Origin of the sequence: Citrobacter sp. MGH103 (assembly GCF_001034475.2) — a bacterium.
In the GTDB taxonomy this organism is placed as follows: Bacteria; Pseudomonadota; Gammaproteobacteria; order Enterobacterales; family Enterobacteriaceae; genus Citrobacter; species Citrobacter freundii.
This window is the reverse complement of the sequence record NZ_CP073043.1, coordinates 2,691,887-2,708,028: the sequence shown is the minus strand read 5'-3', so window position 1 is coordinate 2,708,028 and position 16,142 is coordinate 2,691,887. Positions and strand designations below refer to the sequence as shown.

Genomic DNA, 16,142 nt, shown 5'->3' with positions numbered 1-16,142 from the left:
TTCCCGCAAACACATCGAATCAGCCTATTTAGGCTATTTTTTCCACCATTTCTGGCGTTATTTCCGGTTTTTACTGAGATCTCTCCCACTGACGTATCATTTGGTCCACCCGAAACAGGTTGGCCAGGGTGAATAACATCGCCAGTTGGTTATCGTTTTTCAGCAGCCCCTTGTATCTGGCTTTCACGAAGCCGAACTGCCGCTTGATGATGCGAAACGGGTGCTCCACCCTGGCACGGATGCTGGCTTTCATGTATTCGATGTTGATGGCCGTTTTGTTCTTGCGCGGATGCTGCTTCAAGGTTTTTACCTTGCCGGGACGCTCGGCGATCAGCCAGTCCACATCCACCTCGGCCAGCTCCTCGCGCTGTGGCGCTCCTTGGTAGCCGGCATCGGCTGAGACAAATTGCTCCTCTCCATGAAGCAGATTACCCAGCTGATTGAGGTCATGCTCGTTGGCCGCGGTGGTGACCAGGCTGTGGGTCAGGCCACTCTTGGCATCGACACCAATGTGGGCCTTCATGCCAAAGTGCCACTGATTGCCTTTCTTGGTCTGATGCATCTCCGGATCGCGTTGCTGCTCTTTGTTCTTGGTAGAGCTGGGTGCCTCAATGATGGTGGCATCCACCAAAGTGCCTTGGGTCATCATGACGCCTGCTTCGGCCAGCCAGCGATTGATGGTCTTGAACAATTGACGGGCCAGTTGATGCTGCTCGAGCAGGTGGCGGAAATTCATGATGGTGGTGCGATCCGGCAGGGCGCTATCCAGGGATAATCGGGCAAACAGGCGCATGGAGGCGATTTCGTACAGGGCATCTTCCATGGCACCGTCGCTCAGGTTGTACCAATGCTGCATGCAGTGAATACGCAGCATGGTCTCCAGCGGATAGGGCCGTCGGCCATTGCCCGCCTTGGGATAAAACGGCTCGATGACAGCGGTCATATTCTGCCATGGCAGAATCTGCTCCATGCGGGAGAGGAAAATCTCTTTTCGGGTCTGACGGCGCTTAGTGCTGAATTCACTATCGGCGAAGGTGAGTTGATGGCTCATGATGTCCCTCTGGGATGCGCTCCGGATGAATATGATGATCTCATATCAGGAACTTGTTCGCACCTTCCCTAAATCAATGGGTTAGATTTTGTTTGTTTTATTATGATGTTTAATCAATGCTGATGGAGTTATTAGAGGAAAACGTAATCTCACTATGTATGTACAAAAATAAATCATTTATTGACCCAGCGCCAATAAATACCTACGAAAATAAAGGTTTATTTTTTTCCCTGCGGCGGGCGTTGTTTACTGGTTGATGGCTATATCGGATACGAAGCGGGCCAAAGTATAGCGGGAGCGCTTCGTGTCGGTAATCAAGAACAGACTTTTTATACTGCGGCTGGTGCGGTTCAACAGAACCCGTTTATTCACCCGCCTGAACTGACTGGCGGGCATACAGGTAGGCGGTGGCCCTCGATACGCCCAGATGCTGCGCCACCGTATCCATAGATTTGCGTACGTTGAGCAAACCGTCCTGGCGTAATTGTTGAATCAGCAGCTTACGGTCTTGAGGTTTAAGGGCTCGGGCCGTCGTAGCGCGTTTAGCGGCAAAGTCATCAATACGCTGGCGGATGACTTCGTTACTGCCGGGATCGATATGTTCCTTAATGGGGGAGTTTTCGGTTTCAGTAAAACGCGCAAGAGCACTCTGCATACCACGAAACAGCGTCATATCTACATTCAGACAGAGAGCTGCTACGTATCTGCCTTCTTCGTCCTTGATGCCAATTGAGGTACTTTTCACCGGGCGACCATCGGCAAACTGATTACTGTAGTTCGCAATGATGCTGGGAAAGTCAGGCGATGCGATTCTCGCCAGGCCAAGCTCGGTTGCTGGCTGGCCGGGTTGACGTCCGGACAGATTATTATGGATGGATAAAATGGCATGTTCAGGATTTTTGAGATCATGAACCACCACTTCGCAAAACGGAGAGAAGGTCTCACTCAATCCCCTGGCGATAGTATCAATTTGGCTGAGAAGCGAGTTATTGTCGGTTTTTGGCATGCCAGTCTCCTGCGGTGATGCCTGTTGCCATGATTGCGAGCAGTTTACAGTGACCTGGGATCGTTTTTCCAGACGGCAATGTACAGACAGTAACATTAGGGTATCTGCATGACAGATACCCTGTTTATCATCCGGCCAGAAATTCACTGTAGCGGCTGATATCCACGTTTCCGCCGCTGATGATAATGCCGACTTTTTTGCCGCGAAGTTCAGCTTTGCGCGCTCTGGCGGCAGCAAAACCCAGACACCCGGTCGGTTCTACGACGATTTTCATGCGTTCAGCGATAAATTTCATTGAGGTGATTAATTCAGCGTCTGAAACCGTCAGAATATCGTTCACGTTTTGCTGGATAATCTGAAACGTATAGTTCCCGAGATGTTGGGTCTGAGCACCGTCAGCAATGGTTTTGGGCGTATCGATATGAACAATCTTTCCGCTACGAAACGACTGTTGACCATCGTTACCCGCCTCAGGTTCAACACCATAGACGATGCAGTCAGGAGACAGATGTCTGGCCGCCAGAGCGGATCCTGAGAGCAGGCCGCCACCGCCCAGACAAACGAAAAGGGCGTCTAACTGACCCACTTCTTCAATCAGCTCTTTTGTGGCGGTGCCCTGGCCTGCAATCACGTGCGGATGGTCGTAAGGGGGGATCAGCGTTAATCCCTGTTTCTCTGCCAGGTCCCGACCAATTTTTTCACGATCTTCAGTATAGCGATCGTAAGTTACCACCTTTCCGCCATAGCCTTTTGTTGCTGCAACTTTAGCTACCGGAGCATCATGCGGCATAATAATTGTTGCTGGAATCCCCAATAATTTTGCCGACAGTGCAATGGCCTGCGCATGGTTACCGGAAGAAAACGTCACGACACCCGCAGCACGTTGTTGTGGTGTGAACTGGCGTAGCGCATTCATAGCGCCGCGAAATTTGAAGGCACCCATTCTCTGGAAGTTTTCGCACTTAAAGAAGACTTCCGCGCCAAATTCTTCATTAACCGTTCGGGATGTCATCACCGGCGTTTTGTTAGCATAATCTGCGATGCGCTCTGCCGCAGCGGCAACATCGTTATAATCAGGCAGTGTTATTTCAGTCATTGTTGTTCACCTGTATGTTGTTAAATGTCACGCTTGCGGGGCCAGCGCCATAGCTTCAACTTCCAGCGCAAAACCATAATGAAGTTCCGCAACACCGGCTACTGCACGGGATGGACGGAAATCGCCGATCCACTCCCCATAGATTTTGTTAAACGTCGGCCACTGATTCATATCCGTCACATAGACGCGAACTGACACCAGATGCTGGCGGGAAACTCCAGCACCTGCCAGACAAGCATCAATATTCTGTAGCACCAGCCGGGTTTGATCTTCAAAAGAGGCATCCGCTTTTTTCTCACCGTCGAAAGTGACCGGCAATTGCCCGGAAATGAAGACGAAACCGCCAGCCGTTGTACTGTGCGAGTAATGACCTGCTGGCGGGAAGCTTCCAGCAGATGAGTTCAGTGTAATGTCCGCGGACATAATAAACCTCCAGTAGCTGATGATTCATTTTGTATAAAATAATACGATTTGTATTATTTTATACGCCTTTATGCCACATTCGGCTAGAGATAATTTTCGCGGGTGATGATTTTGTGAACTATTGCAAATGTGGCTAACGTAAATAGCTAACCTGGGTAGGAACGAAGAGGGGAAGGCAGGAGAGTGAAGAAACGCCCCGGGCGGGGCGTCTAAGGCAAAATACTAGCCGATGTGACCGTGGTTAATTTTAGTTAACGGTTCATTGATATCGAAGATTTTGAACGTCACGTCTTCCACACCCAGATGCTTCAGACGGGCGGTATGCTTTTTGATATAGGCCTGAGCGGTGTCTTCGTCCCGGAACAGGTAGATGCCACCCGCTTCGTGATTTGCTTCGTTCTCGGTCCAGATTTTCCAGATGAACCCCGGCTCCTGGTTGATTGATTCGGCCAGTTCAACGAGCTGACTCGACATCTCAGCCCCAAACGGACCATGAAAATCAAAGTGTATCTGCACGAGTTTGTTCGACATAAATCCTCCATGGATTGGTTATTTCGGGTAAGGTTGCTAGCGCAGCAGCACTTTACCGGTCAGATAAGTTATTGCCTGTCCACTGATATAAACACGCGTTCCTGCTAACTGACAGCGTAAATCCCCGCCGCGCTCAGAGACCTGGCGCGCCAGCATCTGTGTTTTATTCAGTTTTGCAGCCCAGTAAGGGATCAGCATGCTATGTGCCGAGCCTGTGACCGGGTCTTCCGCGACGGCTTCACCCGGGCAGAAGAAACGGCTGACAAAATCGTATTCCCCGTCACCCGGCGCGGTGATGCACACCATTTTCCCCAGCGGAAGCATGGCGTGGATGTTTGGGCGAACAGCCTCAACCTGCTGTTGATTTTCCAACACCACCATGTAATCGCGTGCCACGCGCATCTCTTTGTATTCGGTGATGCCTAATGTTTCCAGCAGTAAAGCGGGCGGCATGGCAGATTCGCTTTGCCAGGCTGGAAAATCGAGCGTCAGCCATTCACCGCTGCGCGTGACCGTCAGCGGTCCCACAAAGCGGGTAGCAAAATGGATTTTTGTATCCGGGTAATCCAGATGTTCAAAGATGACATGCGCGGCGGCAAGCGTGGCATGCCCACACAGATTGATTTCACCCTGAGTGGTAAACCAACGCAGCTCAAAACCATTCTCATTGGCGACAAAAAAAGCGGTTTCTGACTGGTTATGCTGCTGCGCCATCTTTAATAATGTTTCATCGGGCAACCAGTCCGTGAGCGGACAGACTGCTGCGGCATTACCGCCAAACGTCGTGGTGGTAAAAGCATCCACCATGTAAAAATCGATTTGTTGCACAGAATAACCCTCTCATCGCACTCAGGATAAATCACACTCTATCATGCCAGCCATTGGGTCAGCGCTCCGATTCGCCACTGCGGTGAAAATTCGTTATCATCCGTCCCCACACCTCATTCTGGCTGCCTGATGTCTACGATCCTCGATACCTTTATTGCCCCGCCTTGTCATGACGAGATAGAGATCCTCTATCGGGACGAGCATCTGGTGCTAATCAATAAACCCAGCGGGTTACTTAGCTTGTCGGGCAAAAATCCGCAGAATCTCGATTCGGTACATCACCGGCTGGTACAGATTTACCCTGGCTGCACGCTGGTACATCGGCTTGATTTCGGCACTTCTGGACTGATGGTGGTCGCCCGTAACAAGGCTATCAACGCTGCGCTTTGCCAGCAGTTCAGCCAGCGTACGGTCACTAAGGTGTACAGCGCACTGTTATGCGGGCATCTGGAAAACGACGAAGGAGTTATCGATGCAGCGATTGCCAAAGACCCGTCGCTGTTTCCATTAATGTCAATTTGTGTTCTCAACGGCAAACCCGCACGTTCGCGCTATCAGGTTGTCGAGCGCTTTTATCATCGTCAGGAAAAGGGGGCGTTGCTCCCCTTGACGCGGGTACAACTGATGCCTGAAACCGGGCGGACCCACCAACTGCGGATCCACTGTCAGCTGTTGGGACATCCGATTTTAGGCTGTGATTTGTATGGCGGGCGTCTGCTGCCTGGCACTGAAAGGGTGCCGCGACTGATGCTGCATGCCAGTGAACTGCATTTCAGGCATCCCATTAGTGAAGCGTGGATGAACGCCCAAAACGCCAGCCCGTTCTGAGGATGTAAAAAAAGCCGCCAGACGGCGGCTATTTAGGCATTATCGTGCAGCTCGTTGCAATATAACCGCTGACGGCTGGCGTTGCAGAAAGCGCATCCGCAGCATCATCAGCACCGCCGCAGAGGTCAGGCCGATAATAAAGCCCATCCAGAATCCTGCTGGCCCCATGCGGTCAACCACCAGATCGGTCAGCGCCAGTATATAGCCGCTCGGCAGACCCAGCACCCAGTAGGCTGTAAAGGTTATAAAGAAAATGGAACGCGTATCTTTATAACCACGCAGGATCCCGCTGCCAATAACCTGGATAGAGTCCGATATTTGATACACCGCGGCCAGTAACATGAGCTGCGCGGCCAGGGTGACGACTTCCGGATTATTGTTGTAGAGCAGGGCAATATGCTCGCGGAATGTCACGGTGAAAAGCGCCGTTACGACCGCCATGCAGACACCGACACCCAGACCCGTTCTGGCTGCAGTTTGTGCATCCAGCGTGGAGCCCTGGCCCAGACGATAACCGACACGAATGGTGACGGCAGCAGCCAGAGACATCGGCAGGACGAACATTAACGAACTGAAGTTCAGTGCGATCTGGTGTCCGGCCACGTCGACAATCCCCAGCGGGGAAACCAGCAGAGCGACCACCGCAAACAGCGTTACCTCGAAAAATAACGCCAGCGCGATAGGTAAACCCAGTTGCACCAGACGCTTCATTACTGCGGTGTCAGGTTTCTGGAAACCACGCTCATTACGGATATCGCGCATCGAGCGCGCACGTTTGATGTAAGAGAGCATGGCGATAAACATCACCCAGTAAACAGCCGCCGTAGCCACGCCGCAGCCTACGCCACCCAGTTCCGGCATGCCTAAATGTCCATAAATGAAAACGTAGTTAACCGGAATGTTCACCAGCAGGCCGAGAAAGCCCATCACCATCGCTGGTTTAGTTTTGGCTAATCCTTCGCACTGGTTACGGGCTACCTGGAAGAACAAATACCCCGGAGCGCCCCACAGCAAGGCACGCAGGTAGCCAACGGCTTTATCCGCCAGCGCCGGGTCAATGTTATGCATGGAGCGAATAATGTACCCTGCGTTCCATAGCACAACCATAATCAGCACGGAGACGCTGCCCGCCAGCCAGAATCCCTGACGTATTTGATGGGCGATTCGATCCCGGCGTCCGGAACCATTGAGTTGCGCAATTACCGGCGTCAATGCCAGCAGTAGTCCATGACCAAACAGAATGGCAGGTAACCAGATAGAGGTACCAATGGCGACTGCCGCCATATCAGTAGCGCTGTATCCGCCCGCCATGACGGTATCAACGAATCCCATTGCGGTTTGAGCGATTTGCGCAAGAATCACCGGTATTGCCAGAGCTAATAACTGACGCGCTTCACTTACATACTTTTGCACGTGTACACCACTATATTGTTGTTATTTGAGAGACTAAAAAAGCCGCCTTATATGGCAGCAAGGAGAAAAAGCAGGGGAAATTTCAGTCTATTGTAGCGAGGAATACGTAATTCTCCAGTGAAAAAACAGGCGCTGGTGGCGCATTGCTGGCAACCTGAATTTCCACCTGCTATTGTGCTGTGCAGAGATGTCTTAATTGAGTTCAGGAGTAGGAAGTATGTTTACGGGTATTGTGCAGGGCACCGCAAAATTGGTGTCCATTGATGAAAAACCAAATTTTCGTACGCATGTTGTGGAGTTGCCTGAATATATGCTGGATGCGCTGGAGACCGGCGCATCGGTTGCCCACAATGGGTGCTGCCTGACGGTCACCGAAATTAACGGGAACCAGATAAGCTTTGACCTGATGAAAGAAACGCTGCGTATCACCAATCTGGGCGAACTGAAGGTCGGTGATTTGGTTAACGTTGAGCGTGCGGCAAAATTCAGTGATGAGATTGGCGGACATTTAATGTCGGGCCATATTATGACCACTGCCGAAGTGTCGAAAATTCTGACCTCGGAGAATAACCGCCAGGTGTGGTTTAAAGTCCAGGACCCGTCGCTGATGAAATATATCCTGTACAAAGGATTTATTGGTATTGACGGTATCAGTCTGACGGTCGGTGAAGTGACGCCGACGCGTTTCTGTGTGCACTTGATCCCGGAAACGCTGGAGCGTACGACGCTTGGCAAGAAAAAGCTGGGCGCAAGGGTTAATATCGAAATCGATCCCCAAACGCAGGCGGTGGTTGATACTGTTGAGCGTGTGCTGGCGGCGCGTGAAAGCGCCATCAGCAACATAACGGGAGAAGCGGGAGCCTAAGCCTGAGAGTTAAGCCCTCGTTGATACGGGGGCGATAACGATTAACGGGGAACGCGCAGGCCGTGTTCAACGCCGCGAGAAAAAACCACCTGCCATAACTGAATATCGCGAGCTCGAAACGCTCCGGCACAGGCGTTCAGATAATAGCTGAACATCCGTTTGAAACGTTCGGTATAGTTATCGGCGATTTCAGGCCAGGAGTTAATGAAACGTTCGTGCCAGGCCATCAGCGTCGTGTCGTAATCCGCGCCAAAATTATGCCAGTCTTCCATTACAAAATGTGGCTCGCTGGCGTTGGCAATCTGGCGAACTGATGGTAAACAGCCGTTCGGGAAGATATATTTATTGATCCACGGATCAACGTTATTGTCGGTCTTTTTGGAGCCGATACTATGCAGTAAAAAGAGACCATCCGGTTTTAAATTGCGATCGACCACGTCAAAATAGGTGGCGTAGTTTTTCGGCCCTACATGCTCAAACATGCCGACGGAAACAATACGATCGAATTTGTCATTCAGGTCACGATAATCCTGCAGCAAAATTGTGACATCAAGCCCCGCACACCGTGACTGCGCCATTTTCTGCTGTTCTGCCGAAATGGTTACACCCACCACGCTGACGCCATATTCTGATGCCATAAACTGGGATAAGCCGCCCCAGCCGCAGCCTATATCGAGCACCCGCATCCCTGGCTTCAATTGCAATTTTTCAGCAATCATTTTTAGCTTCGCCTGCTGGGCAGATTCCAGGGTATCGGCATCTTTCCAGTAGGCGCAGGAATACTGCATATAGGGGTCCAGCATGCGAGTAAAGAGATCGTTGCCTAAATCGTAATGTTCTTTGCCGACAACCCATGCACGCTTTTTGGTCTGCAAATTGAACAAGCGAGCAGCGGCAATTCGTAACGTATCTTTGAAGTGGCGGGGGAGTTGGTTTTCAAGACCGGCGCGTAGGACTTTACTAAAAAACATGTCCAGCCGGTCGCATTCCCACCAGCCATCCATATAACTTTCACCCAACCCTAACGATCCTTCCTGCAATACACGTTTGAAAAAATCGGGGTTCTTTACACGAATATCCGCCGGTGCCGGGCCATTAATGGTAATGCCTGCACGGCTCAATAATTCATTGGTGATGCGGTACCAGTCATCATCCGGTACTCTGACGTCTTCTATACACGATGAACTCATAGCTTCTCCATCACTGGTCGGTGATCAGAACCTTAAAACAGCGTAGACGCTTTTTTGGGCTTTGTGAGAAATCTCACGGAATTAATCCGTGAATCTATAATCCGACGTAGAACAGAGGAAGGGAGGAACCCTTGCCGAAAAGACCATCCGTGGGAATACGGGAACATTCTTGTTCCCGCTAACACATAAAAATTATCGTTTTTTTAACATCCAGAAATCAGTATAGGCCTGAATTTTTGACGATTCAACCGATAATTCTTAGCGGGCTAATTAATTGCCCGCGACAATTATTAGTGAGACTCTCCATGGGCAATTTGCGCGCGGTCATCTGTTTGCGGGGCGTCAGTTTTCTGCGATTGCATTTTGTAACCTACAGCAGCCAGCAATACCGTGGTCAGCATAACGCTGGTAGTGGTGAGCAGCGGGGTAGCAATCAACCAGGAAACGACAAGGCTTGCCAGGAAGCATAAACCCAGTTGCAGCGTATTCTGCAATGCGGCAGCGCGTCCAGTGGCCTGTGGGAAAGGGCGTAATGCCTGCGCGACAACGATAGGGTAGATTGCGCCGTTCGCAATCGCCATAACGCAGAATGGGATCAGGATTTCAGCCAATGCGACATGATGAATAAAGCCGGTCGCCCAGGTGCCTACAACGCTGAAGGCATACAGAATGAGTAACCAGGGCAGCAGCTGACGACCCTGCCATTTTTGCAGCGCAGCACGACAGCCGTAACCACCGATTAAAAAGGCGATAGTTTGCGGAACATAGCTCAGACCAATTACCGCTGGGCTATAACCCATTTCGCTAAGGATGAACGGGGAACCCGTCAGCCATGCAAAAAAGCTCGCGGAACAGGCGGCATAAATCAGCACGTTTCCACGGTAAGTTTTCGAGCGCAGCAAGGTGGTGAAAGTCAGTTTATCCTGGCTGTCATCGCGTGCTTTAGCTGTAGGCTTTAAACGCAGCGCCGGAAGCATCAGAATCAGAGTAATGGCGAACAGGGTGGCAAAAATGGCCTGCCAGGAAAAATGTACCAGGATCCAACTACCTAATAACGGGGCGAGGGCAGGTGATAACCCGACCAGCGGCATAATGGTGGCAAAGATGCGGTTTACTTTTTGTGAAGGATAATAGTCGGTAACCAGCGCTTGCCAGATAACCGATGCTGCACAGACGCCAACGGCCTGAACAAATCGCAGTACCAGCAGGCCTGTGGCGTTTTCAACCCACAGCATGCCCAGACTGCCCAGTGCGAAGATAGATAAACCCAGCAGCAAAATAGGCTTGCGACCATAGTGGTCAGAGAGCGGTCCCCACAGCAGTTGTGCGACGGCAAAACCGGCTAAGAACAAGCTCAGGCTAGCGCTGACGGCAGATGCAGGCGTTTGCAGATCGGACTGAATTGCGGCGAAGGCGGGCAGATACATATCTGTTGCCAGAAAGCCGAGCACGCTAAGGCCCGCCAGCCAGACTAAAAACCCTTTCCCAGGTTGCATCATCATTTCTCTTTTTTTAGCAGTAGAACAATGCCGCTGAGTGTAGTGAGTGTAATTCTCGCTGTGAAACGCTAATATTTGCTTACTGATTTCAAAATTTTTGCAGGCAGAATATGTGGTCGGAATATTCACTTGAAGTGGTTGATGCGGTTGCGCGTAACGGTAGCTTTAGTTCGGCCGCACAGGAGCTACACCGTGTACCTTCGGCGGTAAGCTACACTGTGCGCCAACTGGAAGAGTGGCTGGCGGTACCACTTTTTGAGCGACGTCATCGGGATGTGGAATTAACGCCTGCCGGGGCATGGTTTTTAAAAGAAGGTCGCTCTGTTATCAAAAAAATGCAGATCACGCGCCAGCAATGTCAGCAAATTGCCAACGGCTGGCGCGGACAGCTGGCGATCGCAGTCGATAACATTGTCCGCCCGGATCGTACCCGACAGATGATCGTGGATTTCTACCGTCACTTTGATGATGTGGAGTTGTTAGTTTTTCAGGAAGTGTTTAACGGCGTATGGGACGCGCTGTCCGATGGACGCGTGGAGCTGGCCATCGGCGCCACACAGGCGATTCCGGTAGGGGGACGCTATACCTTCCGCGATATGGGAATGCTGAGCTGGAGTTGCGTGGTAGCCAGCCATCATCCACTGGCATCAATGCCCGGACCGCTAAGTGATGATACGTTGCGCAACTGGCCGTCACTGGTGCGCGAAGATACCTCCCGTACGTTGCCAAAGCGTATTACCTGGCTGCTGGATAACCAAAAGCGCGTCGTGGTGCCTGACTGGGAATCATCCGCTACCTGCTTATCAGCAGGGCTGTGTGTTGGCATGGTACCGACGCATTTTGCCAAGCCGTGGATCGATAGCGGCAAGTGGGTTGCGCTGCAACTGGAGAACCCCTTTCCTGATGCCGCATGCTGTCTGACATGGCAGCAGAACGATACGTCACCGGCATTGAGTTGGCTGCTGGACTATTTAGGGGATAGTGAAACGTTGAACAAGGAATGGCTGCGGGAGCCAGATGAGACTCCCGCACAACAGGCTTAACGGCGGTAATCTCGGAACGGACCGTCGGCAACGGAGCGACGCTCAACCAGACGTGGATGCACCTCGATAGACTGTGACTCTTCACGTTTATTCACGATACGGTCTAACAGCATGTTGAAGGCCGTTTCACCTAGTGAATCCTTCGGCTGGTGAATAGTCGTTAAGGCCGGCGTGAAGAAACGGGCGTTGCGCACGTTGTCGTAGCCGATGAGTGAGACATCCTGTGGTACGCGCAGACCCATTTCGTCAGCGGCGCACAGCGCACCCATCGCCATAATATCGCCACCGCAGAAGACAGCGGTTGGACGATGCGATTGCGACAGAATTTGCTGTATGGCGCGATAGCCGGACTCAGGCTCGAAATCGCCCTGGACAATCCAGTTATCAGGCACTTTAATCAGCGCTTCTTCCATCGCTTTCATAAAGCCCGCCAGACGCCCGGCCCCGGTATTACGTTCCATTGGACCTGGGATCACGCCAATTTCACGATGACCGCGTTCTACCAGATACCGACCCGCCATGTAACCGCCTTCGAAGGCGTTATCAATGACCGTATCGGTAAAGTCGGCTTTAGCTTCGCCCCAGTCCATGACGACCATCGGAATATGGCGATACTCTTCGAGCATCGAAAGCAGCGACTCCGGATACTCAGAACACATCACCAGCAGACCATCAACGCGCTTTTGCGCCATCATCGACAGATAGGCCTGCTGCTTTTCGAGACTGTTCCATGCGTTACCCAGAATCAGCGTATAGCCTTTCTGGAAACAGTTTTTCTCCACGGCTTCGATAATTTCTGCGAAATAGGCCGCTTCGCTGCTGGTCGCCAGCAAGCCAATAGACTTGGTGTGATTCACCTTCAGGCTGCGGGCAACTGCGCTCGGAGAATAGTGCAGTTCTTTGATCGCTGCCCAGACAGCATTACGCGTTTCTTCCGCGACAAAGCGCGTCTTGTTAATTACGTGTGATACGGTTGTAGTGGAAACGTTTGCTCGCTTCGCTACATCTTTAATTGTTGCCATTACATCTCACTCCAGACCATATCCTAAGCTCCTGAGAATACTCCAGGTAAACGTTTGCCTTTACACACCCTTAGCGCAACGTAAGGGTTGCGGCACGCCGGGAAAACGACACGGAACGTCAGGAAGGGGTCAATGGCCGGTACGCTAATCAAGTAAGCGTGGAATTTTGTCTGATCTTAACGAAAAGGGGAAGAGTTAAAAGCAGTTATCAATATAAATCGTGAGAGATTTTTGCTTTCAAGTGTGTAAAAATGCGCAATATCACTTTTTGTGTGGGAATAAAAAGGAGAAAACTTGATGAGCACCGATCTGAAATTTTCGTTAGTGACTACCATTATTGTTCTGGGTTTGATCGTCGCGGGTGGCCTGACCGCAGCGCTGCATTGATGTCCCCCGAGGGAGTTAGCTCTCCCTCACTCTTTCCGCTCGTCTATCTCTTCTATTGTTTGCGAATTAGCAAAAGTCTTTTGCAATTTTGTTAACTTTATTAATTTTGCGATCAATGTCATGCTTTTGACTCTTATTTTATGTCGCGCCACGGCTCGACGTTACGGAGTCGCAATATGAAACTCAATTATCCTTTACTGGCGCTGGCGATCGGAGCGTTTGGCATTGGCACCACCGAATTTTCGCCAATGGGATTATTGCCCGTCATAGCCAAAGGTGTGGATGTCTCGATTCCGGCGGCCGGCATGCTGATCAGCGCCTATGCGGTAGGTGTGATGGTAGGTGCACCGCTGATGACATTGCTGCTGTCTCATCGCGCGCGACGTAATGCTTTGATATTCCTGATGGCAATTTTCACGCTGGGTAATGTGCTTTCGGCTATCTCGCCGGATTACACCACGCTAATGCTATCGCGTATTTTGACCAGTCTTAACCATGGGGCCTTTTTTGGTCTCGGTTCAGTGGTTGCTGCCAGTGTTGTACCCAAACATAAGCAGGCCAGCGCCGTAGCAACGATGTTTATGGGGTTAACCATCGCCAATATTGGCGGCGTTCCGGCGGCGACATGGCTTGGTGAAACCATCGGTTGGCGCATGTCATTTATGGCCACTGCGGGTCTGGGCGTCATTGCTATGGTCAGCCTGTTCTTCTCCTTACCCAAGGGTGGAGCCGGAGAGCGCCCGGATGTTCGCAGCGAACTGGCGGTACTTATGCGCCCACAGGTGTTGTCGGCGTTACTGACTACCGTACTGGGTGCTGGGGCGATGTTCACGCTTTATACCTACATCTCGCCGGTTCTGCATACTATCACTCATGCCACTCCGGCATTTGTTACCGGGATGCTGGTGTTGATAGGCATTGGTTTCTCGATCGGTAACTACTTTGGTGGCAAGTTTGCTGACCGTTCAGTCAACGGTACGTTGAAAGGCTTTTTACTGCTGCTGATGGTTATTATGCTGGCCATTCCTTTCCTTGCGAGTAATGAGCTGGGGGCGGCGATCAGTATGGTGGTCTGGGGCGCGGCGACGTTCGCGGTCGTTCCACCGTTGCAGATGCGTGTGATGCGCGTTGCCAGTGAAGCACCTGGATTATCATCGTCAGTCAATATTGGCGCGTTTAATCTGGGGAACGCTCTGGGTGCAGCGGCCGGTGGGGCGGTGATATCAGGCGGCCTGGGCTACAGTTTTGTGCCAGTGATGGGGGCGATTGTGGCGGGTCTTGCGCTGCTGCTGGTGTTTATTTCCGCAAGAAGACAGCCAGAAGAGGCTTTCACGACCACGAATTAATGCAAAAACGCAGAAGGAAGCCCTTCTGCGTTATCTTTTTTATGCTGCGAAGTTCTTCGCAACAAATTCCCAGTTCACCAGCGCCCAGAAATGTTCCAGGTAGCCAGGACGGGCATTGCGATAGTCGATGTAGTAGGCGTGTTCCCATACGTCAACGGTCATCAGCGGCGTCGCGTCGGTGGTCAGCGGAGTACCTGCGTTGGAGGTGGAGACGATAGCCAGTTTGCCATCAGTTCCTTTAACCAGCCAGGTCCAGCCAGAACCGAAGTTTTTGATAGCGGCATCGGTGAACTGCGCTTTGAAATCTGCAAAGCTGCCAAAGGAGGCGGCAATTGCATCGGCCAGTTTACCGGTTGGTTCGCCACCTGCGTTCGGTGCCAGGCAGTTCCAGTAGAACGTGTGGTTCCATACTTGTGCTGCGTTATTAAATACACCGCCTTCAGAGCTACGAACGATCTCTTCCAGTGATTTGCCTTCAAACGCCGTGCCTTTAATCAGATTGTTCAGATTGGTCACGTAGGTTTGATGGTGTTTGCCATAGTGATATTCCAGCGTTTCGGCAGAAATGTGCGGTGCCAGAGCATCTTTGGCATACGGTAATGCAGGTAATTCAAACGACATTGCTTCTCTCCTTATTATTTATATTGAGTACACACAATAGCCTCATTGTGAGTAAGGATAGGGTAGCAAATTGAAAGGTTATGCAAAAGAAGAACTTACCCTACAGTGTGTTCTGTAGGGTAAGTTTTTAGCGAATTGTTTTTGGCGTCATTACCCGACGAGCGCCCACATAGTGGCGCTGCCAGTAATCTTCGCTCAGAGAGGTGATTTGAATTTCCTGCCCGCTACGCGGTGACTGAATAAACTTACCGTTTCCGACGTAGACGCCGACGTGATCGGCAGTTCCGCGACCCTGGGTACGAAAGAAGACCAGATCGCCATTTTTCAGTTCGCCACGTTCAATCGGTGCTGCATCACGCAGATGATACATTTCGTTCGCGGTACGCGGAATGCGGAACTTCACCAGATCTTTATAGGCGTAATAAACCAGACCGCTGCAGTCAAACCCGGTTCTTGGCGAGGAGCCGCCCCAACGATAAGGTTTACCGATTTGGTTCATCAAGGTGGACATAGCGGTTTTAGTCGCTTTCTGCACTTTCACTTTATGTGCGTCAGCAAGTGTAGTCGGTGCAGTGGTTTTCACCTTCACGCAGCGTGGTTTATGGCCTTTGCGCGGTGTGCATTTTTCAGTCCAGATAACGGCTGCGGTTTGTGCTACGGCAGTTTTACCACGACGATTTGCAGTTTTAGTCGACTTTGCCGGAGTGGCAGTGCGTTTTTTAGAAGAGGAAGCGGTTTTGGTGCTGGTTTTACTGGTGGTTTTTGTCGCCGTTTTCTTGCTGGTCTTTGTTGTTTTTTGGCTGGTTGTTGCGCTTTTCTTTTTATCTACCGTTTTGATGGTGTGAGAATTGGTAGGTGTCGTCCTGGCCTGCTTGGAAGCATGAGCCATAGGCGTAAAGGGCAGTGTAGTAAAAAGTAAAGCACAGAGCGTGATCGAGATTCGGTTTATCCGCGCCACTGAGCAGTCCTCTGGTAAGGCAGGTCTATCGTGCC

The 16,142-nt window shown here is 51.2% G+C and carries 17 protein-coding genes; 5 read left to right on the top strand and 12 right to left on the bottom strand.

Annotated elements, in window-relative coordinates; all coding sequences use genetic code 11:
• Positions 1–70: 70 nt before the first annotated feature.
• The 6 genes from SK33_RS13070 to SK33_RS13045 form a co-directional block, all read right to left on the bottom strand.
• Positions 71–1,051: an IS5-like element ISKpn26 family transposase gene (locus SK33_RS13070; RefSeq protein WP_000019445.1), complete on the bottom strand. Its 981-nt coding sequence runs from the start codon at positions 1,049–1,051 to the stop codon at positions 71–73.
• Positions 1,052–1,415: 364 nt separating this feature from the next.
• A complete protein-coding gene (locus tag SK33_RS13065; protein ID WP_003029239.1) occupies positions 1,416–2,057 on the bottom strand; it encodes a helix-turn-helix transcriptional regulator in 642 nt (213 codons plus the stop codon).
• 127 nt (positions 2,058–2,184) lie between these two features.
• The gene (locus SK33_RS13060; RefSeq protein WP_048218982.1) at positions 2,185–3,153 is read right to left on the bottom strand and encodes a threo-3-hydroxy-L-aspartate ammonia-lyase; all 969 of its coding nucleotides are present in this window, start codon (positions 3,151–3,153) and stop codon (positions 2,185–2,187) included.
• A gap of 27 nt (positions 3,154–3,180) precedes the next feature.
• Positions 3,181–3,576 (bottom strand): RidA family protein, encoded by a 396-nt coding sequence (locus tag SK33_RS13055; RefSeq protein ID WP_003029233.1) that lies wholly within the window; start codon positions 3,574–3,576, stop codon positions 3,181–3,183.
• 222 nt (positions 3,577–3,798) lie between these two features.
• Positions 3,799–4,107 carry a monooxygenase gene (locus SK33_RS13050; RefSeq protein ID WP_003836470.1) on the bottom strand — a complete coding sequence of 103 codons (309 nt, stop codon included), beginning with the start codon at positions 4,105–4,107 and terminating at the stop codon, positions 3,799–3,801.
• A gap of 36 nt (positions 4,108–4,143) precedes the next feature.
• Positions 4,144–4,935, bottom strand: a complete 792-nt coding sequence (locus SK33_RS13045) for a PhzF family phenazine biosynthesis protein (protein ID WP_044699919.1) — start codon at positions 4,933–4,935, stop codon at positions 4,144–4,146.
• A 129-nt stretch (positions 4,936–5,064) separates the two neighbouring features.
• On the opposite strand from SK33_RS13045, the gene SK33_RS13040 reads away from it, so the two are divergent.
• Positions 5,065–5,763, top strand: coding sequence for an RluA family pseudouridine synthase (locus SK33_RS13040; protein WP_048218980.1), 699 nt, complete (start codon positions 5,065–5,067; stop codon positions 5,761–5,763).
• Positions 5,764–5,802: 39 nt separating this feature from the next.
• Here the strand turns inward: SK33_RS13040 and mdtK are convergent, their stop codons facing one another.
• Complete coding sequence (mdtK, locus tag SK33_RS13035; RefSeq protein ID WP_003029224.1) at positions 5,803–7,176, bottom strand: multidrug efflux MATE transporter MdtK; 1,374 nt, start codon at positions 7,174–7,176, stop codon at positions 5,803–5,805.
• Positions 7,177–7,393: 217 nt separating this feature from the next.
• Between mdtK and SK33_RS13030 the strand changes: the two genes are divergently transcribed.
• The gene (locus SK33_RS13030) at positions 7,394–8,041 is read left to right on the top strand and encodes a riboflavin synthase (RefSeq protein ID WP_003029220.1); all 648 of its coding nucleotides are present in this window, start codon (positions 7,394–7,396) and stop codon (positions 8,039–8,041) included.
• A gap of 41 nt (positions 8,042–8,082) precedes the next feature.
• Here SK33_RS13030 and cfa read toward each other — a convergent pair whose 3' ends face one another.
• Both cfa and punC read right to left on the bottom strand, forming a co-directional pair.
• Entirely contained in the window at positions 8,083–9,231 is a 1,149-nt protein-coding gene (cfa, locus tag SK33_RS13025; protein WP_003836458.1) for a cyclopropane fatty acyl phospholipid synthase, read from the bottom strand.
• Positions 9,232–9,521: 290 nt separating this feature from the next.
• A complete protein-coding gene (gene punC, locus SK33_RS13020) occupies positions 9,522–10,727 on the bottom strand; it encodes a purine nucleoside transporter PunC (RefSeq protein WP_003836456.1) in 1,206 nt (401 codons plus the stop codon).
• Between the two features lie 113 nt (positions 10,728–10,840).
• On the opposite strand from punC, the gene punR reads away from it, so the two are divergent.
• Complete coding sequence (punR, locus tag SK33_RS13015) at positions 10,841–11,773, top strand: DNA-binding transcriptional activator PunR (RefSeq protein ID WP_003029215.1); 933 nt, start codon at positions 10,841–10,843, stop codon at positions 11,771–11,773.
• Here the strand turns inward: punR and purR are convergent.
• On the bottom strand, positions 11,770–12,795 hold the full coding sequence (gene purR / locus SK33_RS13010) for an HTH-type transcriptional repressor PurR (RefSeq protein ID WP_048218979.1): 1,026 nt from the start codon (positions 12,793–12,795) through the stop codon (positions 11,770–11,772). The genes punR and purR overlap by 4 nt on opposite strands.
• 297 nt (positions 12,796–13,092) lie before the next feature.
• Here purR and cydH point away from each other — a divergent pair, with 297 nt between their 5' ends.
• Positions 13,093–13,182: a cytochrome bd-I accessory subunit CydH gene (gene cydH, locus SK33_RS13005; RefSeq protein WP_003029209.1), complete on the top strand. Its 90-nt coding sequence runs from the start codon at positions 13,093–13,095 to the stop codon at positions 13,180–13,182.
• A 176-nt stretch (positions 13,183–13,358) separates the two neighbouring features.
• Entirely contained in the window at positions 13,359–14,528 is a 1,170-nt protein-coding gene (locus SK33_RS13000; RefSeq protein ID WP_016150189.1) for an MFS transporter, read from the top strand.
• A gap of 39 nt (positions 14,529–14,567) precedes the next feature.
• On the opposite strand, the gene sodB is transcribed toward SK33_RS13000, so the two are convergent.
• A complete protein-coding gene (gene sodB, locus SK33_RS12995) occupies positions 14,568–15,149 on the bottom strand; it encodes a superoxide dismutase [Fe] (protein ID WP_003029205.1) in 582 nt (193 codons plus the stop codon).
• Positions 15,150–15,276: 127 nt separating this feature from the next.
• Positions 15,277–16,107, bottom strand: coding sequence for a C40 family peptidase (locus SK33_RS12990; protein ID WP_048218977.1), 831 nt, complete (start codon positions 16,105–16,107; stop codon positions 15,277–15,279).
• Positions 16,108–16,142: the final 35 nt, after the last annotated feature.